The following is a 20,278-nucleotide window of genomic DNA, read 5'->3' on the forward strand; positions in this document are numbered from 1 at the left end:
TTGCTGTCCTATCCTGTAAACTTGACGTTCACGCGTCCCGCCCGTCACGTCCGTCCCGCGCGCCCTCGACACGAAAATGACCAGCATGATCGACCTCGATCCCCCCGGCTTCCAGTCTCGCCCCATCGCCGGCGAAGAAGGCGCCCGCCGCACCGTGCTGTACGGCGGCTACACCGTCTTCAGCGTGTTCCAGCCCGTGTTTTCGGTTGCGCACCGGCGCGCGATCGGCTATCACGCGTCGCTGCGCGCGCACGACGAGCAGGGCCAGCAGGCGCCGTCGCAGGAGGTGTTCACGCAGGCGGCGCGCCGCGGCGACCTGCTCGAACTGGGGCGTCTCGCGGAATCGCTGCATCTGGGCAATTTCAACGCGTTCGATTCGCATGACGAATGGCTCTTTCTGAGCCTGCACCCGGCCGCGCTCATGGACACGAGCTACGGCGACGCCCTGCTCGCCGGCCTCAAGGCGCTCGGGCTGCAGCCGCAGCGCGTGGTGCTGGAGGTGTCGGAACAGGCGGGCGGCGAGAATCCACGCTTCGCGGAAATCATCGACGGATTGCGCAAGGCGGGCTTCGTGATCGCGCTGGATGGCTTTGGCGCCAAGCATTCGAACATCGACCGCGTGTGGCAGTTGCGGCCCGACATTGTCACGCTCGACCGCAGCCTGCTCGCCCAGGCGAGCCGCCACGCGCATATCGAGCGCGTGCTGCCGGGGCTCGTCTCGATGCTGCACGAGTCGGGTCAGCTCGTGCTCGTGGGCGGCCTCGCGACCGAGCGCGACGCGCTGATCGCGCTGGAGAGCAACGCCGACTTCGTACAGGGCGCGTATTTCGCGCGGCCCGACGTCGAGCCGGTGCCGCCGGCCAAGGCCGCGCAGCTCATGGACGATCTTTCGGCGCGCCTGCGCGAGCGCGTGGCCGCGCGCGAGCGTTCGCAGTCGGCGCGTCTCGCGCCGTACGTGAGCGCCATCGAAGCGGCGGCGAAGCAGCTCGCCGAGGGCGTGAACATGAGCGACGCCACGCTGCCGCTGCTCGGCCTCGACGACACGGCGCGCTGCTTCCTGCTCGACGCGTCGGGCCGCCAGATCGGCGACAACGTGCTGCCCGACGGCCGCACGTCGCAGCGCGCCAAGCGCTTCCGGCCACTGCTGCATTCCGAGGGCGCAAGCTGGGAACGGCGGCCTTACTTCATCGGCGCCATGAAGGCGCCGGGCCGCGTGCAGTTCACACCGCCCTATCTTTCGATCAACGAGGCGCACCTGTGCGTCACGGCCTCGGTCGCCGTGCAAACGGAGCACGGCGTGCAGGTGCTTTGTGTCGATATCAACTGGGACGCCGCCCTGCGCGGCTAGCGTCCGTCCAGGCCGAGGCCAGGCTCACGCGAGGACGAGCGGCTGCGTGAGCAGCGTGGCGCAGCCGTGTGTGGTGGTCGCGCGAGCGCTGACGCTGAGCGTGGACACGCACGCCGCGCCGTCGCTCGAGGCAAGCCGGGCCAGCATCTTGCGCACCGCCTCGCCGCCGAAAGCCCGGTTCGCCGCCTGGAGCCGGTTGGCCGGCCCCGCGCTCCCCTCTTCCATCGCCGCCACGCAAACAACCGGCTCGGGCAGCCCGTCGCGGTCGTCGCGCACATGCAGCCAGGCGGCGAGCGCGCCGTCCTGCGCGACGAGCGCCACGCCCGGCTCGCCGTCCAGCGCCAGCGCTTCGGCGCGCAGGACGTGCGCGGCGTGCGCTTCCTGCGAGGCCTGGCCGTGAGCCACTTCGGCCACGCTCGCCGCGACCAGCGCGTTTGCCGTCACCCCGAGCAAATCCATCAATCCCACGCGATCCTGTGCATGCAGCACGTCGCGCAAACGCTCGACCGTGCGCGCGTGCTGCACTTTGTCGGCTGGCGCCGCCCGCGGCGCGGCCTCGCGGGCGAGCCGAACGCGGGCACGCCGCACGATCTGCCGGCAATGCTCGTTCGTACAGCCGGTGAGCGCGCCGATCTGCGCGTAGTCGCAGTCGAAGGCCTCGCGCAGCACGAACACCGCCTGCTCGAGGGGTCCCAGCCTCTCGAGCAGGAGCCGCAGCGCGTCCGAGAAGCGCCGCGCGCGCAAGCCCGCCTCTTCCGCAGAGGGCGCCGCGTCGTCGAGCCACGCGGCCTCGTGTTCGCCGGCATGCTCACGACGCAAGCGCCGCAGCCGGTCGATCGCGAGGCGCACGGTGACCGTGGCGAGCCACGCCTGCGGTGCGCGCAGGGCCGGTGCGTCGGCGTCGCGCCAGCGGAACCACGCGTCCTGCACGACGTCCTCGGCCTCCGCGCGGCTGCCCAGCACGCGTGCGGCCAGCGCAATGAGCCGAGCGCGCGCCTCGCCGAAGGCGGCGGCGCGGCGCGCGTCGGTCCACGCTGCTGCCTCTGGCCCGGCTTCGTCGCTCACTGGGGTCGCAGCCTCATTGCGCCCAGCGCCCTCCAGACTCGTTGCTTCGATTGTGTCGATCGCCTGCGTCATTCGCTTCGCTCCTTCGCCATGCGTGCTCGCTCCCGCCCGTTTCCCTCATGACGTCCGGCGCACGGCCGGCGTGACAGCCGCACGCAAAAATATTCTCGTCACGCGCGGGCCGCGGCGGGCGTCATGGCAGCAGCGGCGCAATCGCGCCGCCAACGCCAACCGCCGTCAACGGAAAAAACACGAGGCCAGTCATGCCATCCTTTGCACTGAATCATGCAGCATTGCCGCCGAGCGCGCTCAATCTCGTCCCGACCGTGATCGAAACCTCGGGGCGCGGCGAGCGCGCCTACGACATCTACTCGCGCCTCTTGCGCGAGCGCATCGTGTTCCTCGTCGGGCCGGTGACCGAGCAAAGCGCGAGCCTCGTGGTCGCGCAACTGCTCTTTCTCGAAGCGGAAAACGCGGACAAGGACATCAGCTTCTATATCAACTCGCCGGGCGGATCGGTCTACGACGGACTCGCCATTTACGACACGATGCAATTCATCAAGCCCGATGTCTCGACACTGTGCACGGGTTTCGCCGCCAGCATGGGGTCGTTTTTGCTCGCCGCGGGCGCGCATGGAAAACGCTTCGCACTACCAAACGCGCGCATCATGATCCATCAGCCTTCGGGTGGCGGCCAGGGCACCGCCGCCGATGTCGAGCTGCAGGCGCGCGAGATCCTGTACCTGCGCGAGCGCCTGAACGCGATGCTCGCCGCGCGTACCGGACGCAGCATCGAGCAGATCGCGCACGACAGCGACCGCGACAACTTCATGTCGGCCCAGGCGGCCGCCGAATACGGCTTGATCGACCGCGTGCTCGAGTCACGCGACGACCCGTTACTGCGCTAAGGCGCGGTGTTTGCGGCGCGCGGGCTCACGCGAGCCGCACGGCGAGCCACGCCGCCAGCACGCCCTTGTACTCGGCGACCAGCAGCTTGCGCTCTTTCGGCTTCGCCGCGGCGTATAGTGGGTTGAGGCTCTTGATGACCTGCAGCATGACTTCGGCCACGCGATAGGCCTCATCGGACGCAAGCGCCGGCTGATAACGCAGGAAGAGCGCCGTGAAACGCTGGCGCAGCAGATTGCGCACGGCCGCATCGCGCTTGAAGCCGAGCGGCACGGAAAGCAGGGGCAAATACGCGGGATAGTCGTGCATCAGATCGACCATCAGGTCGAACAGACGCTCGACCAGCTGCGCGAGCGGCAGCTTGCCTGCATCGTCGTGCGCGGCGATGAGCGCGCTCCAGCGCGCGTCCATTTCGTCGCCGTAGCGCTTACGCAGCGCGAGGGCCAGTGCCTCCTTGTTCGGAAAGTACTGGTACGCAGCGCCCACCGAAACGCCCGCCTGCTGGGCGATCTGCGTCATCGTTGCCACTTCGAAGCCGCGCTCGGCGAAGGCTTCGCCGGCGGCTTCGAGCAGCGCGTCGACCGTGCGCGCCGCGCGTTCCTGGCGCGGCACGCGCCGGGCGTTTTCGCGTGCCGCTTCCTTTTGCGCCTCCTTGCGGGCGAGCGGATCTGCCGCCATATCTGAAGCCTCCTTCACATTCGTGTATGATTATGTGAAGCCATCCTCACATATAGGTGAACCATGACGCAAGCACTTTCACTGAACGCGCGCACCACGGCGCTCGTGATGATCGACCTTCAGCACGGCATCGTAGGCCGCCAGGTCGCGCCCTATAGCGGCGCGCAGGTGGTGGCCAACGCCAAACCGCTCGCCGACGCACTGCGCGCCAAGGGCGGCACCGTCGTCTGGGTGCACGTGCTCCTGAACGAACTGCTCGCGCTGCCCGCCGACGCGCCCGGCCGCACGCCCGACACGCCGCCCGCACCGGCCGAGGCCTCCGAACTCGTGCCCGAGATCGGCGCGCAACCCGAGGACGTGATCGTCGCGAAGCGCCAATGGGGCGCGTTCTACGGCACCAACCTCGAGCAGCAGTTGCGCCGCCGCGGCATCGACACCATCGTCATCGGCGGCATCGCCACGAACTTCGGCGTCGAATCCACCGCGCGCGCGGCGTTCGATCTCGGCTTCAAGCTGGTGTTCGTCGAAGACGCCACGTCCGGTCTGAACGAAGAGATGCATCACTTCTCGTTCGAGAAGCTGTTCCGCCACATGGGCCACGTGCGCTCGACGCAGGAAACCATCGCCACGTTTGTGTAAAACACTTCGCGCAAAACAAAAAAGCCCTCGATTCGCATCGAGGGCTTTTTGCATGTGCCGCAGCCAGTGCGGCGCACAGAACAGGGCTTCGTATTACGCGAAGTTCTGTGCTGCGAAGTTCCAGTTCACGATGTTCCAGAATGCTTCGACGAACTTCGGACGCGCGTTGCGGTAGTCGATGTAGTAAGCGTGTTCCCACACGTCGATCGTGAGGAGCGCACGGGCGTCGGTCGTGAGCGGCGTGGCGGCGTTGCTGGTCGACACGATGTCGAGCGAGCCGTCAGCCTTCTTCACGAGCCACGTCCAGCCCGAACCGAAGTTGCCCACGGCAGCCTTCGTGAAGGCTTCCTTGAACGCGTCGTAGGAGCCCCACTTCGCGTTGATCGCGTCGCCGAGCGCGCCCGACGGTGCGCCGCCGCCTTGCGGCGAGAGGCTGTTCCAGAAGAACGTGTGATTCCAGATCTGCGCCGAGTTGTTGAACACGCCACCCGACGACTTCTTGACGATCTCTTCGAGCGAGAGCTTTTCGAACTCGGTGCCCGGAATCAGGTTGTTCAGATTCGTGACGTAAGCCTGGTGGTGCTTGCCGTAGTGGAACTCGAGCGTCTCTTCCGACATGTGCGGAGCGAGGGCGTTCTTCGCGAACGGCAGCGGCGGGAGCGTAAATGACATGATGCGGTTCCTTCGTCGTGTTATGGGGAGTTCTGCGTGATAACCGGCATGGAGCACTCGATTGTAGGCGAGTTGGAATAACCCCGCAAACGAGCGGCCTTTATGCCGGATATCGTTTGCGCGGGGCTTTCGCGGATGAACTGCGGCGCGGTTTTTCGTCGATACAACGACGCTCGAACAACGCTTTCCATGCCGCGCTTTCCATGCCCGCTTCGCACGCGGGCAAGACGGCTGCAATCGCTTTGCAATCTCCACGCAACCGGCGTGCAAACTTCCTGCAACGAGACTGCAACAATCGTTCGCCGCCACGATGTTTCGTCGTGGCGGCTAGCGATCGTGCGAATGCGCCGGTTCTTCCTTGTGCAGCAAACATCGGACCTGACAGGCTGACTGCGGGCCTGATTCAGAAACCGTCGGCGAGGCGCGGCTGGACATCGGCGAGCGCGACGTCGGCGCTGCCCTGCGCGAGGTGCACCGTAAGCCGCTTGCCCGGCTTGAGCGCGGCGGGCGAGCGTATCGCCGCGCCGCTTTGCGCGTCGAGCAGCGCTGCATAGCCGCGCTCGAACGTGCGCTGCGGGCTCAGCACTTCGAGCCGTGCCGTGAGTTCCGAAACGCGTGCTGCCTCGCGCTCGCGCTGACGCGCGAAGGCGCCGTCCAGACGCCGACCAAGCGACTCCAGCTGGGCGCGCTGCGCGGCGGCGTCGGGCCGCGCGCGCTGCCAGCGCATCTGCATGACGTTCAGGCGCGCACGCGCCTCGGCGCTGGCGCGCGAGCCCGCCGAGGCGAGCCGTATCGTCAACTGGCGCAAGTGCGTGCGCTGCTGCGCAAGCCGCTCGACGGGCGAAACGAGCCGGCGCGCCAGCCAGTCGAGCTGCTGCGCGCGCCGCTCGAGCAGACGGCCGAAATCGCGTGCGAGCGCGGCATGGCGCTGGTCGAGATCGCGCAGCAGCAGCGTGCGCTGCGGACTGACGAGTTCAGCCGCGCCAGTGGGCGTTGGCGCGCGCACGTCGGCGGCGAAATCGGCGATCGTGAAATCGGTTTCGTGCCCCACGCCGCTCACCACCGGAATGCCGCTGGCCGCGATCGCGCGCGCAAGCACCTCGTCGTTGAACGACCACAGGTCCTCGATCGAGCCCCCGCCGCGGCACACGACAAGCACGTCCACTTCGTTGCGCGCGTTCGCGGTTTCCAGCATCGTCGTGAGCTTTTCTGCCGAGCCCGCGCCCTGCACCGGCGCGGGGTAGACGATCACCGGCACGTGCGGCGCCCGGCGGCACAACGTGGTGAGCACGTCGCGCAGCGCGGCGGCCTGCATCGACGTAATCACGCCGATCGCGCGCGGATGCGAGGGCAGCGTGCGTTTGCGCTCGGGGTCGAAGAGCCCTTCGGCCTCGAGTTGCGCCTTCAGGCGCAGGAAGGCTTCGTAGAGCCGGCCCTGGCCGGTGCGCCGCACGGCCTCGACGTTCAGCTGGAGTTCGCCGCGCGGCTCGTACATCGTGACGAGCGCGCGCACTTCGATGCGGTCGCCCTCGCGCGGCGTGAATTCAGCGTACTGGGCGCGCCCGCGGAACATCACGCAGCGAATCTGCGCCTGGGCGTCCTTGATCGAAAAGTACCAGTGGCCACTTGCGGCGCGCGTAAAGTTGGACACTTCGCCGGAAATCCATGCAAGCGGGAACGTGCGCTCGAGCATCGAGGCGATCGCCCGGTTGAGCGCCGAGACCGGCACGACGACGTCGCCCGAAGGCGCGGAGGAAGCGGAAAAACGGTCGGATAGCATGCGAAAGGGTGTGGAGAAACCTTGGCCGGACAGACGATAGACCGTTCGGGGGGCGATAGTCCAGCACGAATGAGACCCGGCTCGCAAGCCCCTGCGAAGTGTCCACATCGGCGCTGTCATGCGGCAAGATGACCGCAGCCGGCCCGCAAACGCTGAAAATTAGCTCATCCCGTTGATTTTTATACGTTTTTTATCGATATAACATCCTTACAGACCGATGGAGAGGCCGAAGAATGGGCCTTTGCGCCTTCCCGCGGCCTACTTCTCCACAAAGTTATCCACAGGCGTCGATATTTTGGTCGTTTCGCGCGGCTTGCAGGCAACCGACAGTTGCTTACGGCCCGGCAACTTGCCGCGTCACGCCTACCCGCGCTAGAGTGCCGGGTTCACGAGCGCCTGCGGCGCATCACGCGAAGCGCCGGTTGCTCGCCTACGCAGGTCATTCGTCTGCCGTCCTGTTTGTCGCTCAGCTCACCTAGAACCGGAGAACCGACCCGATGCCCGCCCTGCCTGTCTGCTTCCCGCATGCAACGTGCGGCGCTTCGCGCGCAAATTGCCGATGAGCGGCCCCGTCTCCAGTTTCAAGGAACGCCTCGAAGGGCAGTTTGCGCACGCCTGGCAACGCCGCGGCGCGCTCGCCTGGGCGCTCACGCCGTTCGCCGCCGTGTTTGCCGCCGTGAGCGGTGCGCGCCGCGCCGCCTTTGCGGCGGGCTGGCTCAAGAGCGTGCGCGTGGGCGTGCCCGTGGTGGTGGTCGGCAACGTGACCGTGGGCGGCACGGGCAAGACGCCCACGGTGATCGCGCTCGTCGAGGCGCTGCGCGCCGCGGGCTTCTCGCCGGGCGTGGTCTCGCGCGGATACGGCGCGAAAATCGCCCGCCCCACACCCGTCACGGCGGATACGCCCGCGCGCCTTTGCGGCGACGAACCCTTGCTGATCGCCCGCCGCACGGGCGTGCCCGTCTGGGTCTCGCCCGATCGCGTGGCGGCGGCCACGGCGCTGTGCGGCGCCCACAGCGACGTCGACGTGATCGTGAGCGACGACGGCCTGCAGCACTACCGCCTCGTGCGCGACGTCGAGATCGTGGTGTTCGACCATCGCCTGGGCGGCAATGGCTTTCTGCTGCCGGCGGGCCCGCTGCGCGAGCCGCTCTCGCGCCGGCGCGACGCCACGCTTGTGAACAATCCGTTCGAGCGCACGCTGCCGGCCTGGCCCAATACCTTCGCGCTCAAGCTCGAACCCGGCGACGCCTGGCATCTCGCCAATCCGGCGCTGCGCCGTCCGCTCGCGCAGTTTGCCGCGGGCGCGGCCGCACCTGGACAAGGCGCGCTCACGCAGGGATCGCAGGGCGCGCTGCGCATCGTGGCGGCGGCCGGCATCGGTTCGCCGGAGCGCTTTTTCGCGACGCTGCGCGCGGCCGGCCTCGCGCCGCAAACCCTGCCGCTGCCCGACCACTACGCCTACGCAACCAACCCGTTCGCCGACGTCACCGCCGACGCGATCCTGGTCACCGAAAAGGATGCAGTAAAATTGGGGGCCTGGAACGACGCGCGCATCTGGGTCGTCCCCGTCGAAGCCGCGCTCGATCATCGCCTCATTACCCTGGTTGTGGAGAAACTCCGTGGACGCTCGTCTGCTTGAAATCCTGGTCTGCCCGATCTGCAAGGGCCCGCTTAGCTATGACCGCGCCGCGCAGGAGCTGATCTGCAACGCCGACAAGCTCGCCTACCCGATCCGCGACGGCATTCCGGTCATGCTCGTCGACGAAGCGCGTCAAACCGTGGAAGGCACGCCGGTCGATCCGCACGGGCCGGGCGCCGCGTAAGGCGCACGGGCGACGCAGCGCGCGCCGATCGCCCCCGCTTGCGCCGCTCGCCCTGCTTGCCTCGCCTTGCCGGCTCGAAGCCGGGTTACGCGCGCCGCCCCCGGCGCGCTGCCGTCTCCCAAAGCGGTTTCCCGAACCGGTTTCCCCAATCCCGTTTCCTGTGCTCCAACTGGCCATGACCGCTCCCGTGCAACCCTTCATCGCCGTCGTCCCGGCGCGTCTCGCGTCCACGCGGCTGCCCAACAAACCGCTCGCCGACATCGGCGGCAAGCCCATGGTGGTGCGCGTGGCCGAGCGCGCGCGCGATTCGGGCGCGCAGAAGGTGCTGATCGCCTCGGACGCCCAGAGCGTGCTCGACGCCGCCCGCGCCAACGGTTTCGAGGCCGTGCTCACGCGCGCCGATCACCCGTCGGGCACCGACCGCCTCGCCGAGGTCGCCGAGCACTATGGCTGGAGCGACGAGACGATCGTGGTCAACGTGCAGGGCGACGAGCCGCTGATCGACCCCGCGCTCGTGTGCGACGTTGCGTCGCACCTCGCCGCGCACCCCGAATGCGCGATCGCCACGGCCGCGCATCCGATCACGGCGCCCGAGGAAATCTTCAGCCCGAACGTCGTGAAGGTCGTGCTGGACGCACGCGGCGTTGCGCTCTACTTCTCGCGCGCGCCGATTCCCTGGGCCCGCGACGCCTGGCAGCCGCACTGGTCGCCGGCGCGCCTCGATCTCGGCGCAATGCCCGCCCCGCCGGCTCCCGCGATCGTTTATCGCCACATCGGCCTGTACGCGTACCGCGCGAAATTCCTGCGCAGCTACCCCTCGCTCGCGCATTCGCCGATCGAGCAGGTCGAGGCGCTGGAGCAGCTTCGCGCGATGTGGCACGGCGAGCGCATCGCGGTGCTGGTCACGGCGCAGGCACCCGCGCCGGGCGTCGATACCCCCGCCGACCTCGCCCGTGTGCAGGCGTTATACCGGCCTTAATTCCGTCCGTGGGGCAAAAATCCCATGGCATAATCAATTGTTTGCGCGAGCCGTCTAAAGCCTTTGTGCGTCGGGGTTTCCCCGCTTTTCGGCACCGTCTTGCAGCGCCGCCCCGTGTCCAGTGCAAGTCATGAACACCGGGCGAAAGCCGCGCCGGACGTGCCGTTGCCCCCGCCAGCACTGCCTCGATAGCCGTGAGCGAACGGGCGAGGAGACGCACGACGCTGACGATGCCGCCCCACCGCGCGTGCGGGGCAGCCGCCGCGCCGCAAGAATTCACACAGATCGGAGATTGTTCACATGCGTTTGATCCTGTTGGGCGCCCCGGGCGCGGGCAAGGGAACCCAGGCAAGCTTCATCAAGGAAAAGTTCGGCATTCCGCAAATCTCGACGGGCGACATGCTGCGCGCGGCCGTCAAGGCCGGTACGCCGCTTGGCCTCGAAGCGAAGCGATTCATGGACGCCGGCGAGCTCGTGACCGACGAGCTCATCATCAATCTCGTGAAGGAGCGCCTTCAGGAGCCCGACTGCCAGAACGGCTACCTGTTCGACGGCTTCCCGCGCACGCTGCCGCAAGCCGAAGCGATGAAGCAGGCGGGCGTCGCGATCGATTACGTGCTCGAGATCGACGTGCCGTTCGACGAGATCATCACGCGCATGAGCGGCCGCCGCATGCACCCGGCTTCGGGCCGCACGTATCACGTCAAGTTCAATCCGCCGAAAGTGGATATGACGGACGACGTGACGGGCGAACCGCTCGTCCAGCGCGACGACGACAAGGAAGAAACGGTGCGCAAGCGTCTCGACGTGTACGTCGCCCAGACCAAGCCGCTCATCGCCTACTACAGCGACTGGGCGAAGCGCGGTGAGGAAAACGGCCTGAAGCCGCCGCAGTATCGCGCCATCTCGGGCCTCGGCAGCGTCGACGAAATTCGCGAACGCGCATTCGAAGCGCTCAAGTAAGCGGGTCAAAGTCCGCGAGTCAAAGTCAGACTCGAAGCCGGTTTCGGCACACTGGCTGGTTTGCCTGCGGGCCGGCTGGCGCCGCACTCCCGAGGGGTTTCGGGACGCGACGCCAGCCGGCCCGTTTTGTTTTTGGTGAGTCTCGCGCGCATTTGCCCTCCGCGCGAGACAGCATGGCCACAACGACAGGAGACGAAAGATGCAGATCCGCGGCAACGTATTTCTCATCACCGGCGGCGCGTCGGGGCTCGGCGCGGCCAGCGCGCGTCTGATCGCGGCCGAAGGCGGCAAGGTCGTCATCGCCGACCTCAACGAGGACGCCGGTAATGCGCTCGCGAAGGAACTGGGCGGCGCGTTCGTGACCTGCAACGTGGCGAGCGAGGACGACGGCGCGCGCGCCGTGGCCGCGGCAACCGCGCTCGGCACGCTGCGCGGCCTCGTGAATTGCGCTGGCGTCGCGCCTGCCGTGAAGACCGTAGGTAAGGACGGCCCGCATCCGCTCGACACGTTCTCGAAGACCATTTCGGTCAATCTGATCGGCACCTTCAACATGATCCGCCTCGCGGCGGCCGCCATCGCCCAGACCCCAGCTGGCGAGGGCGGCGAGCGTGGCGTGATCGTCAACACGGCGTCGGTGGCCGCTTACGACGGCCAGATCGGTCAGGCGGCCTACGCCGCCTCGAAGGGCGGCGTCGTCGCGATGACGCTGCCGATCGCGCGCGACCTTTCGCGCAGCGGCATTCGCGTGATGACGATCGCGCCCGGCATCTTCGAAACGCCGATGCTGCTCGGCATGCCCAAAGAGGTGCAGGACGCGCTCGGTGCGATGGTCCCGTTCCCGCCGCGCCTCGGCAAGCCGGATGAGTATGCGATGCTCGTCAAGCAGATCGTCGAGAATCCGATGCTCAACGGCGAGGTGATCCGTCTGGACGGCGCGATCCGCATGCAGCCGAAGTAACGGCGCGCCCTCCCCCGCGCGAAAAAAAGCCCGCGACGAAAATCGCGGGCTTTTTTCTGCGGCTTGGCCGCGGGCTTCAGTCGTTATCGAGCGTGCGCTGGCGCAGCTCATGCAGCTGCGACTCGACGACGGTCGCGTCTTCCGCGTCGGGGCGCTCGTCGAGATAGTGTTCGAGGTCTTCGAGCGCCGGACGCAGATAGTCGAGCCGCGCATAAGCGAAGCCGCGGTCGCGCACTTCCTCGATGTTCTCCGGCAGCAGGATCACGAGCCGCTGCTGGATGGCCAGCAGGCGCTGCCAGCGCTCGGTCTGCAGATAGACCGACTTCAGGTTGCGCAGCATGCGCGCGACGATCTCGCGCCGTGTGGCCGGCTCGAGCAGCATGCGCAGCGCGCGCGCCACGGAATCGCCGGCGTTGGCCACGAACGGTTCGAGCATCTCCACCATGTCGGACTCGGTGAGCGTGCGGCCCGTGGTGGGATCGAGCATCTCGTCGCCTTCGGGCAGCGCCACGCGCAGCAGAAAATGCCCCGGAAACGACACGCCTTTCACCGGCAGGCCGAGCTGGGTCGCCATTTCCAGATAGAGCACCGCGAGCGAAATGGGGATACCGCGCCGGCGTTTGAGCACGGCGTTCAGGTGGCTGTTTTCGGGGTCGAGAAAGTCGTTGAGGTTGGCCGCGAAGCCCATCTCACGAAAAAAGCAGCGGTTGAGCACAGCAACCTGCTGGCGCACGTCCGCCCCTTCGGGCATGCGGCGGCGCACACGCAGCGCGAGTTCGTCGATCTCGGCCAGCGTGCCTTGCAGATCGAGATCGGGATAGGCGTCCTGCGCGATCGCCAGCGCCGCCTCGGTGAGCGGCAGGCTCTCGTCGTCGGCAACGAGCGCGCTGAAATAGTCCAGAACCCGCGTAGTCATCGTGGTCACTTCGCCCGCCTCTTGAAGTACGCGTATTTGAAGCCCATCAACCAAAGCATACCGAAATATAGCGCCGCGAACAGGACGAGGCACGCACCGAGCAAGGCGATGCGCGCGAGCGGTTCATGACGCAGCGCGATCCAGTCGTAGCTGGTGGCGCACCAGTGCATCGCCCCGGCCAGCACGAGACATGCCCCGAGCAACTGCACGAAGAACGTCGTCCAGCCGGAGGACGGCATATAGATGCCGCGGCGGCGCAGCCCGATGAACAGCAGTAGCGCGTTCATGCAGGCGCCGAGGCCGACCGAGAGCGTCAAGCCCGCGTGCGAGAAGATCGGCACGAAGATGTAGTTGCTGATCTGCGTGGCGATGAGCACGCCCACACCGATCTTGACCGGCGTTTTGATGTCCTGGCGCGCGTAGAAGCCGGGCGCGAGGATCTTGATGAGGATGAGGCCGACGAGCCCCACGCCGTAGGCCGCCAGCGCGCGGGCCGTCATGATGACGGACGTGGCGTCGAACTTGCCGTAGTGAAAGAGCGTGGCCGTGAGCGGCTCGGCGAAGAAAAAGAGCGCGACGGCCGAAGGCGCGGCAAGCAGGAACGTCACGCGCAGGCCCCAGTCGAGCAACGCCGAGTACTCGTGCGGATCGGCATCGACGTGCGCCTTCGAGAGACTGGGCAGCAGAATCGTGCCGAGCGCTACGCCGAGCAGCGCCGTCGGGAACTCCATCAGGCGGTCGGCGTAGTTGATCCACGACACCGCTCCGGGCCCGAGACGCGAGGCGATATTGGTGTTGATGATGAGGCTGATCTGCGCGACCGAGACGGCGAACATGGCGGGCACCATCTTCGCGAGCACACGCTTCACGCCCCGGTGCGCGAGCGCCTTGAGCGGGTTCAGGCCGATGCGCGGCATCATGTCGATGCGCTTCAAGCCCGGCAACTGCACGATGAACTGCAGCACGCCGCCCACGATCACGGCCCACGCGAGCGCGTAGACGGGCTGCTTCATGTGCGGCGCGAAGGCCACGGCCGCCGTGATGAACGAGACATTGAGCAGCACCGGCGCGAACGCGGGCAGCGAGAACTGCTTGTACGTGTTGAGCACGCCGGACGCGAGCGACGTCAGCGAGATGAACACGATATAGGGGAACATGATGCGCGTCATCGTGACGGCGAGCGGAAACGCTTGCCCGTCGCTCTTCAAGCCCGAAGCGACCACGATCACGACGAACGACGCGCCGAAAATGCCAAGCAGCGAGAGGATCGCGAGCACCCAGGCGAGCACGGTCGACGTAGCGTCGACGAGCGCGCGCGTGGCGTCGTGGCCCTTCTGGTTCTTGAACTCCGCGAGAATCGGCACGAACGCCTGCGAAAAGGCGCCTTCCGCCGAGATGCGGCGCAGCAGGTTGGGAATACGAAACGCGACGTAGAAAGCGTCGGTGTACTGGCTCGCACCAAAGGCGCGCGCAATCAGCGTTTCTCGGGCCAGACCGGTCACGCGCGACAGCAGCGTGAAGCCGCTGACTGTCAGCAGGGCTCGGAATAGATTCATGGGGCGGTAATTATACGGGCGTCGTCCGCTCCATCGCGGATACGGAGCGCAAAGATCGGCGCAAAACCCTGCGCGACGGCGCCGGCGAACGGGAGGCAAAGACAAAGCGCGCTGATTGTGACCGTGTGGCGTGAAAGGCGTTCACCTCCGGCAGCGCTTGTCTTCGCTAATGCGTCGTGATTGCCACCCGCATGGTTCTGTTGCTATAATCTTCGATTCGAGTTCTCTCAGGGGGCTCGAAACGCGTCTTGGAAAGGGGGCAGGAAAGAGGTAGAAACCCGCTCTGGCACAAAAGGCGCGGCTGGTTGAGCAAAAACGCAGCCGGCAAATACCGTTTTGAACGTCTCAGGCAACGCTGCCGGTCGTTCAAATCCAGGCAAAGAGCGCTGGTCGCACCACGCTCCGCAATCACAAGGAATCGCAATGGCAAACTCCGCACAAGCACGCAAGCGCGCCCGTCAGGCCACGAAGGCAAACTCGCACAACTCGGCACTGCGCTCGAAGTTCCGCACCGCCATCAAGGCTGTTCGCAAGGCAATTGACGCCGGCGACCAGGCAAAGGCTGCTGAAGTTCTGAAGGCATCGGGCAAGACGCTCGACATCATCGCCGACAAGAAAATCGTTCACAAGAACAAGGCCGCTCGTCATAAGAGCCGCCTGGCTGCTGCCGTCAAGGCAATGCAAGCCGCGCAGTAAAGAGATTCGGCTTGCCGGCTACAACTGGCAGCCCGCCCTCTTTTCGCTGCACCACAAAAAACCCGCTTCGGCGGGTTTTTTTGTTTCTGCCGGGCGCAAAAAAACCCGCCGAAGCGGGTCCGTTCGTTGCCGTCGCCGCGCCGTCAGCGCACGTTGGCTTGCTGCGTGGCGTGATCGTGAGGCAGTTCGCACGCTTCGGTCACGAGGAGGTCGTTGTCCTTCGCGAAGTTCATCACAAAATTGAAGGCCATCGGTTCGACGTCCTTCAGGCGCGAATCCAGCACGACGACCTTGAGGTCGCCGATCATCGTCGGGCGCACGTAGAGCGAGTAGCGCAAATAGGCGTTCGGGCCGCGCGCGTTGGCCGACGCTTTCGGACCAAAGCTCGACATCACCCCGGCGAGGCGCTCCGACCAGTCGCTCGGACGAAACTTCTTCCCCGCGCTGGTGATGCCTTGAATGAAGTATTCGGTTGGAGCTTCGTCGGCCATGCAGGAGTACCTGTGTGTGTAGCTGCTGGGTGCGTTTGCAGCGTGTAACGGCGGCACGAGCGCTGCGCCCGCGCGGGTACCGCGGAACGCCGGCCGCGGGGATCGCCCGCCGCCACACGCATGGACAGTCCGATGGATAGGGAACGGCTGCCGCGCACCCCGCCTGGCGTGAAGTCTCGAAATTCGCCGCCGACGCGTGTCACAAGCAGGTCTCGCAACGGGATCGACAGGACGATTTCGCGGCGCACTGCCAGTCAGCGCACAGGCCGCTCCCGCGGGCTTGCCTGGCGCGGCCGCGAGGTGTTGCCACCTTGCCGTCACACACGTTCAGGGCCCGTTTGTCGTGCCTAAGAAATCTCTGGGATTATAGCGCACTGACCGTTTTGACGCAGTGCACACAAGGCACTTGAAAGGCTGGATCCGGGCCCGCGCAATGCCCGCGAAACAGTCCCGAAAGCCGTCGCGAAAGCGCCGCCCACCGTGCGCCTGGGCACCCTGCCTAAATTTTGGGCAACTCGTCAAAATGCGCAAAATCCTTTATGCTGCTTTGACTTACCACCAACCGCAGCGGCGTCGCCGGCCCAATCCTGCAGTTCGAGGCCGGATCTGGCGCCGTTTTCGTTTCATGACCTCCCGTACCATACGCCATTACCTGCAGTTCAAGGATTTCTCCCTTGACGAATATGAATATGTGCTGGAGCGCGCGCGCATCCTGAAGCGCAAGTTCAAGAACTACGAGACCTATCACCCGCTGCACGACCGCACGCTGGCGATGATCTTCGAGAAGAGCTCCACCCGCACGCGCCTCTCGTTCGAAGCGGGTATCTTCCAGCTAGGCGGCCACGCCGTGTTCATGAACACGCGCGACACGCAGCTCGGGCGCGGCGAGCCGATCGAAGATTCGGCGCAGGTCATCTCGCGCATGGTCGACATCATCATGATCCGCACGTTCGGCCAGGACATCCTGCAGCGCTTCGCCGAAAGCTCGCGCGTGCCGGTCATCAACGGTCTCACGAACGAGTACCACCCCTGCCAGGTGCTGGCCGACATCTTCACGTACTACGAGCACCGCGGTCCGATCCGCGGCAAGACCGTGGCGTGGGTCGGCGACGCCAACAACATGCTCTACACGTGGATCGAAGCCGCGCAGATCCTCGGCTTCAAGCTGCGCATCTCCACGCCGCCGGGTTATCCGCTCGATCCCGCGCTGGTCGCGGCGGAAAGCAAGCCGTTCTACGAAGTCTTCGAGGACCCGCACGACGCCTGCGACGGCGCCGACCTCGTCACGACCGACGTCTGGACCAGCATGGGCTTCGAGGCCGAAAACGAAGCGCGCAAGCAGGCCTTCGCCGACTGGTGCGTGGACGCGCCGATGATGGCCCGCGCCAACGCCGATGTGCTTTTCATGCACTGCCTGCCCGCGCACCGCGGCGAGGAAGTCAGCGCCGAGGTGATCGACGGCCCGCAGAGCGTGGTCTGGGACGAGGCGGAAAACCGCTTGCACGTGCAGAAGGCGCTCATGGAGTTCCTGCTGCTCGGCCGCCTGAACCACTGAGCCTGGCGTACGCCATCATGAAGAAAGCCGACCCGAAGGTCGGCTTTTTTGTGCCCGCTGCGGCGCGTGGCTCGCGCGTCAGACCGTTTCGCCAAGCCGACGCGCCAGCGACTTCAGGAGCGGCGCCACGCGCTCGCGAAACACCTCGGGCCCCATCGACGAAGCCGGCCCGCTGCAGCTGAGCACGAGCCAGCGACGCTCGCGCGGCTCGCGAAACGGCACCGCGGCGGCGTTGACGTCTTCGTGCCAGTCGCGAAACGAATAGCAGCACCCCTCCTTGCCGAACACCTCGATCTCGCGTTTCGCGGCCGCAACCAACGCCGGCCCTTCGGCGCCCGCTATCTTCTCCAGTTCCGCGAACAACGCCATCTGCACATCGATGGGCTGCACGGCCAGATACGCGCGGCCCATCGAGCTTGTCAGCATCGAGAGCCGCGAGCCCGACGCGAGGCCGAGCGTGAGCGCCGTCTCGCTGCGGATCGTCTCCAGATAGATCACGTCGAGGCCGTCACGGCACCCCAGCGACACCGCGGCGCCCACCTCGCGCGCGAACGCGCGCATATGCGGGCGTGCGAGTTCGAGCGTGTCGGTGCCCGAGAGCAGCGCAAAGCCGAGTGACAGCACCCCGGCGTCGAGCGCATATTTGCCGAGCGATTCGTCAAAGCGCAGATAGCCGAGCACGGTGAGCGTGTACGCGAGCCGGTTCACGGTCGCCTTGGGCAAGCCCGTGCGCTCCACGAAATCGCGGTTGCCGAGCAGCGTCTCGCCGGGACGGAACGCCCGCAGCAGGTCGAGCCCGCGGGCGAGCGCCACGACGAACTTGCGCTCGTCGATCGGCCCCTCGGCCAGCGAAGAAGAAAAAGATGAAGTCGTAGTCATTCCGGATGCAGACATGGGCGCCCTGGTGCTACACTAAAGTCAATTTGCAAAACATTGTTCCGCATAGCGGAACTCACGTCAAGCGCAAATTTGCCCATTTCAAGGATTTGAGGAAAGGAGAGACACCATGGCCGCACACGCCCAGTTCCATTGGGAAGACCCGCTTCTGCTCGACCAGCAGCTCACCGAAGAGGAGCGCATGGTGCGCGACGCGGCCGCCGCGTATGCCCAGGACAAGCTCGCGCCGCGCGTGCTGGAAGCGTTCCGCCACGAGAAGACGGACGCCTCGATCTTCCGCGAGATGGGCGAAGTCGGCCTGCTCGGCCCGACGATTCCCGAGCAATACGGCGGCCCCGGCCTCAATTACGTGGCGTACGGCCTGATCGCGCGCGAAGTGGAGCGCGTCGACTCCGGTTATCGCTCGATGATGTCGGTGCAGTCGTCGCTCGTGATGGTGCCGATCTTCGAATTCGGCTCGGAAGCGCAAAAGCAGAAGTACCTGCCCAAGCTCGCGAGCGGCGAATGGATCGGCTGCTTCGGCCTCACGGAGCCGAACCACGGCTCGGACCCGGGCAGCATGGTCACGCGTGCGAAGAAGGTGAACGGCGGCTACTCGCTCTCGGGCGCGAAGATGTGGATCACGAACTCGCCGATCGCCGACGTGTTCGTCGTCTGGGCGAAGCTCGAGGAAGACGGCACGGACGACATCCGCGGCTTCATCCTGGAGAAGGGCTGGAAGGGTCTCTCGGCACCGGCCATCCACGGCAAGGTGGGGCTGCGCGCCTCGATCACCGGCGAAATCGTGCTCGACGAAGTGTTCGTGCCGGAAGAGAACCTCATGCCGGGCGTGAAGGGCCTGCGCGGTCCGTTCACCTGCCTGAATTCGGCGCGCTATGGCATTGCCTGGGGCGCGCTCGGCGCCGCGGAATCGTGCTGGCACACCGCGCGCCAGTATGTGCTCGACCGCAAGCAGTTCGGCCGCCCGCTTGCCGCGAACCAGCTGATCCAGAAGAAGCTCGCCGACATGCAAACGGAAATCACGCTCGGCCTGCAGGGTTGCCTGCGTCTGGGCCGCATGAAGGACGAAGGCACGGCGGCCGTCGAGATCACGTCGATCATGAAGCGCAACTCGTGCGGCAAGTCGCTCGACATCGCGCGTCTCGCCCGCGACATGCTCGGTGGCAACGGCATTTCCGACGAATTCGGCGTGGCGCGTCACCTTGTGAACCTCGAAGTGGTGAACACTTACGAGGGCACGCACGACATCCACGCGCTGATCCTCGGCCGCGCACAAACGGGCATTCAGGCGTTCTTCTGAACGCCGCCTTGGCCGGCCTCGCCGACGCATGAAAAAACGCCGCACGACTTGTCTCGTGCGGCGTTTCTGTTTTGGCGCCTGTGGGGCGGACGCTGGCCGAACGGCTTACTTGTTCGGCTGCGGCGTCATGCGCAGATACGGACGCAGGGCCTTGTAGCCCTTCGGGAACTTCTGCTTGAGGACTTCTTCGTCCTTCAGCGACGGCACGATCACGACGTCGTCGCCCTGCTTCCAGTTGCCGGGCGTCGCAACCTGGTAGTTGTCGGTGAGCTGCAGCGAGTCGATCACGCGCAGCACTTCGTCGAAGTTGCGGCCCGTACTCGCCGGATAGGTGATGATGAGGCGCACCTTCTTGTTCGGGTCGATCACGAAGAGCGAGCGCACGGTGAGCGTCTCGTTAGCGTTCGGATGGATCATGTCGTACAGCGTGGACACCTTGCGGTCGCCGTCCGCGAGAATCGGGAAGCCGACGTTCGCGGCCTGCGTCTCGTTGATGTCCTTGATCCACTCGTTGTGCGACTGGGCGCTATCCACCGAAAGCGCAATCGTCTTCACGTTACGCTTCTCGAATTCGTCCTTGAGTTTGGCGGTCAGGCCAAGCTCGGTCGTGCAGACCGGCGTGAAGTCGGCCGGGTGCGAAAACAGCACGCCCCAGCTATTGCCGAGCCACTCGTGAAACTTGATGCGGCCAATGCTCGAATCCTGCTCGAAGTCGGGTGCGATATCGCCAAGACGTAGACTCATGGTGCGGTTCCTTTGAACGAGGTGAACGGGTTTGATCGAAACGGCGCGCGCGGCCCGTTGATCCAGTGGACGTTTACAACGCTCAAGCATACAGGCCCTGGTTGCGCCCCGCGAACGAACATCGCCTCACACCGGTATGAGTTTTTGTAATTTTGAACCGGTTGGAGGAAACTTTAGGTGCCGGATCAAATCAATGACTCTCACCTCGCGATTTTTTGTGAGCGGGATCCAGAGCCCCGTCCACGCACGCTCGCGGGAACGGATCGTGCGAATTCGCAGGTCGTGGCGGCGCGTCACGCTTGCCAGTGCCCG

General features: G+C 65.9%; 20 protein-coding genes. 11 read left to right on the forward strand and 9 right to left on the reverse strand.

Features of this window, described 5'->3' with window-relative positions:
* The first annotated feature begins 76 nt into the window (after positions 1-76).
* A complete protein-coding gene (locus A3CW_RS0120855) occupies positions 77-1,348 on the forward strand; it encodes an EAL domain-containing protein (RefSeq protein WP_028205297.1) in 1,272 nt (423 codons plus the stop codon).
* Positions 1,349-1,372: 24 nt separating this feature from the next.
* Here A3CW_RS0120855 and A3CW_RS47035 read toward each other — a convergent pair whose 3' ends face one another.
* Positions 1,373-2,485 (reverse strand): sigma-70 family RNA polymerase sigma factor, encoded by a 1,113-nt coding sequence (locus A3CW_RS47035; protein WP_051481608.1) that lies wholly within the window; start codon positions 2,483-2,485, stop codon positions 1,373-1,375.
* A gap of 191 nt (positions 2,486-2,676) precedes the next feature.
* On the opposite strand from A3CW_RS47035, the gene clpP reads away from it, so the two are divergent.
* Positions 2,677-3,321, forward strand: coding sequence for an ATP-dependent Clp endopeptidase proteolytic subunit ClpP (gene clpP / locus A3CW_RS0120865; RefSeq protein ID WP_028205298.1), 645 nt, complete (start codon positions 2,677-2,679; stop codon positions 3,319-3,321).
* A 25-nt stretch (positions 3,322-3,346) separates the two neighbouring features.
* Here the strand turns inward: clpP and A3CW_RS50275 are convergent, their stop codons facing one another.
* A complete protein-coding gene (locus tag A3CW_RS50275; RefSeq protein WP_051481609.1) occupies positions 3,347-3,997 on the reverse strand; it encodes a TetR/AcrR family transcriptional regulator in 651 nt (216 codons plus the stop codon).
* Between the two features lie 63 nt (positions 3,998-4,060).
* On the opposite strand from A3CW_RS50275, the gene A3CW_RS0120875 reads away from it, so the two are divergent.
* Positions 4,061-4,636: an isochorismatase family protein gene (locus tag A3CW_RS0120875; RefSeq protein WP_028205299.1), complete on the forward strand. Its 576-nt coding sequence runs from the start codon at positions 4,061-4,063 to the stop codon at positions 4,634-4,636.
* 93 nt (positions 4,637-4,729) lie between these two features.
* On the opposite strand, the gene sodB is transcribed toward A3CW_RS0120875, so the two are convergent.
* Both sodB and xseA read right to left on the reverse strand, forming a co-directional pair.
* A complete protein-coding gene (gene sodB, locus A3CW_RS0120880; RefSeq protein WP_028205300.1) occupies positions 4,730-5,308 on the reverse strand; it encodes a superoxide dismutase [Fe] in 579 nt (192 codons plus the stop codon).
* A 403-nt stretch (positions 5,309-5,711) separates the two neighbouring features.
* The gene (gene xseA, locus A3CW_RS0120885; protein ID WP_028205301.1) at positions 5,712-7,088 is read right to left on the reverse strand and encodes an exodeoxyribonuclease VII large subunit; all 1,377 of its coding nucleotides are present in this window, start codon (positions 7,086-7,088) and stop codon (positions 5,712-5,714) included.
* A gap of 559 nt (positions 7,089-7,647) precedes the next feature.
* Here xseA and lpxK point away from each other — a divergent pair.
* The 5 genes from lpxK to A3CW_RS0120910 all read left to right on the forward strand — a co-directional run bounded on the left by lpxK (position 7,648) and on the right by A3CW_RS0120910 (position 11,811).
* Positions 7,648-8,727, forward strand: a complete 1,080-nt coding sequence (lpxK, locus tag A3CW_RS0120890; protein ID WP_028205302.1) for a tetraacyldisaccharide 4'-kinase — start codon at positions 7,648-7,650, stop codon at positions 8,725-8,727.
* The gene (locus A3CW_RS0120895) at positions 8,708-8,911 is read left to right on the forward strand and encodes a Trm112 family protein (protein ID WP_028205303.1); all 204 of its coding nucleotides are present in this window, start codon (positions 8,708-8,710) and stop codon (positions 8,909-8,911) included. The genes lpxK and A3CW_RS0120895 overlap by 20 nt, the downstream gene beginning before the upstream one ends.
* 175 nt (positions 8,912-9,086) lie before the next feature.
* Positions 9,087-9,890, forward strand: a complete 804-nt coding sequence (gene kdsB, locus A3CW_RS0120900; protein WP_028205304.1) for a 3-deoxy-manno-octulosonate cytidylyltransferase — start codon at positions 9,087-9,089, stop codon at positions 9,888-9,890.
* 300 nt (positions 9,891-10,190) lie between these two features.
* Positions 10,191-10,853, forward strand: coding sequence for an adenylate kinase (gene adk, locus A3CW_RS0120905; protein WP_028205305.1), 663 nt, complete (start codon positions 10,191-10,193; stop codon positions 10,851-10,853).
* A 199-nt stretch (positions 10,854-11,052) separates the two neighbouring features.
* Entirely contained in the window at positions 11,053-11,811 is a 759-nt protein-coding gene (locus A3CW_RS0120910; RefSeq protein ID WP_028205306.1) for a 3-hydroxyacyl-CoA dehydrogenase, read from the forward strand.
* Between the two features lie 76 nt (positions 11,812-11,887).
* Here the strand turns inward: A3CW_RS0120910 and A3CW_RS0120915 are convergent, their stop codons facing one another.
* The gene (locus tag A3CW_RS0120915; protein WP_035513442.1) at positions 11,888-12,727 is read right to left on the reverse strand and encodes a SirB1 family protein; all 840 of its coding nucleotides are present in this window, start codon (positions 12,725-12,727) and stop codon (positions 11,888-11,890) included.
* Between the two features lie 5 nt (positions 12,728-12,732).
* A complete protein-coding gene (gene murJ / locus A3CW_RS0120920; protein WP_028205308.1) occupies positions 12,733-14,283 on the reverse strand; it encodes a murein biosynthesis integral membrane protein MurJ in 1,551 nt (516 codons plus the stop codon).
* Positions 14,284-14,706: 423 nt separating this feature from the next.
* On the opposite strand from murJ, the gene rpsT reads away from it, so the two are divergent.
* Positions 14,707-14,979, forward strand: coding sequence for a 30S ribosomal protein S20 (gene rpsT, locus A3CW_RS0120925; RefSeq protein ID WP_028205309.1), 273 nt, complete (start codon positions 14,707-14,709; stop codon positions 14,977-14,979).
* 143 nt (positions 14,980-15,122) lie between these two features.
* Here the strand turns inward: rpsT and A3CW_RS0120930 are convergent, their stop codons facing one another.
* Positions 15,123-15,470, reverse strand: a complete 348-nt coding sequence (locus tag A3CW_RS0120930) for a DUF3579 domain-containing protein (protein ID WP_028205310.1) — start codon at positions 15,468-15,470, stop codon at positions 15,123-15,125.
* Positions 15,471-16,095: 625 nt separating this feature from the next.
* On the opposite strand from A3CW_RS0120930, the gene argF reads away from it, so the two are divergent.
* Positions 16,096-17,025: an ornithine carbamoyltransferase gene (gene argF, locus A3CW_RS0120935; protein ID WP_028205311.1), complete on the forward strand. Its 930-nt coding sequence runs from the start codon at positions 16,096-16,098 to the stop codon at positions 17,023-17,025.
* A gap of 78 nt (positions 17,026-17,103) precedes the next feature.
* On the opposite strand, the gene A3CW_RS0120940 is transcribed toward argF, so the two are convergent.
* Positions 17,104-17,904, reverse strand: coding sequence for an IclR family transcriptional regulator (locus A3CW_RS0120940; protein WP_028205312.1), 801 nt, complete (start codon positions 17,902-17,904; stop codon positions 17,104-17,106).
* A 127-nt stretch (positions 17,905-18,031) separates the two neighbouring features.
* Here A3CW_RS0120940 and A3CW_RS0120945 point away from each other — a divergent pair, with 127 nt between their 5' ends.
* Positions 18,032-19,222, forward strand: a complete 1,191-nt coding sequence (locus A3CW_RS0120945) for an acyl-CoA dehydrogenase (protein WP_028205313.1) — start codon at positions 18,032-18,034, stop codon at positions 19,220-19,222.
* Positions 19,223-19,327: 105 nt separating this feature from the next.
* On the opposite strand, the gene A3CW_RS0120950 is transcribed toward A3CW_RS0120945, so the two are convergent.
* A complete protein-coding gene (locus A3CW_RS0120950) occupies positions 19,328-19,966 on the reverse strand; it encodes a peroxiredoxin (protein WP_028205314.1) in 639 nt (212 codons plus the stop codon).
* Between the last annotated feature and the right edge of the window lie 312 nt (positions 19,967-20,278).

It is taken from the genome of Paraburkholderia nodosa DSM 21604 (assembly GCF_000519185.1).
In the GTDB taxonomy this organism is placed as follows: domain Bacteria; phylum Pseudomonadota; class Gammaproteobacteria; order Burkholderiales; family Burkholderiaceae; genus Paraburkholderia; species Paraburkholderia nodosa.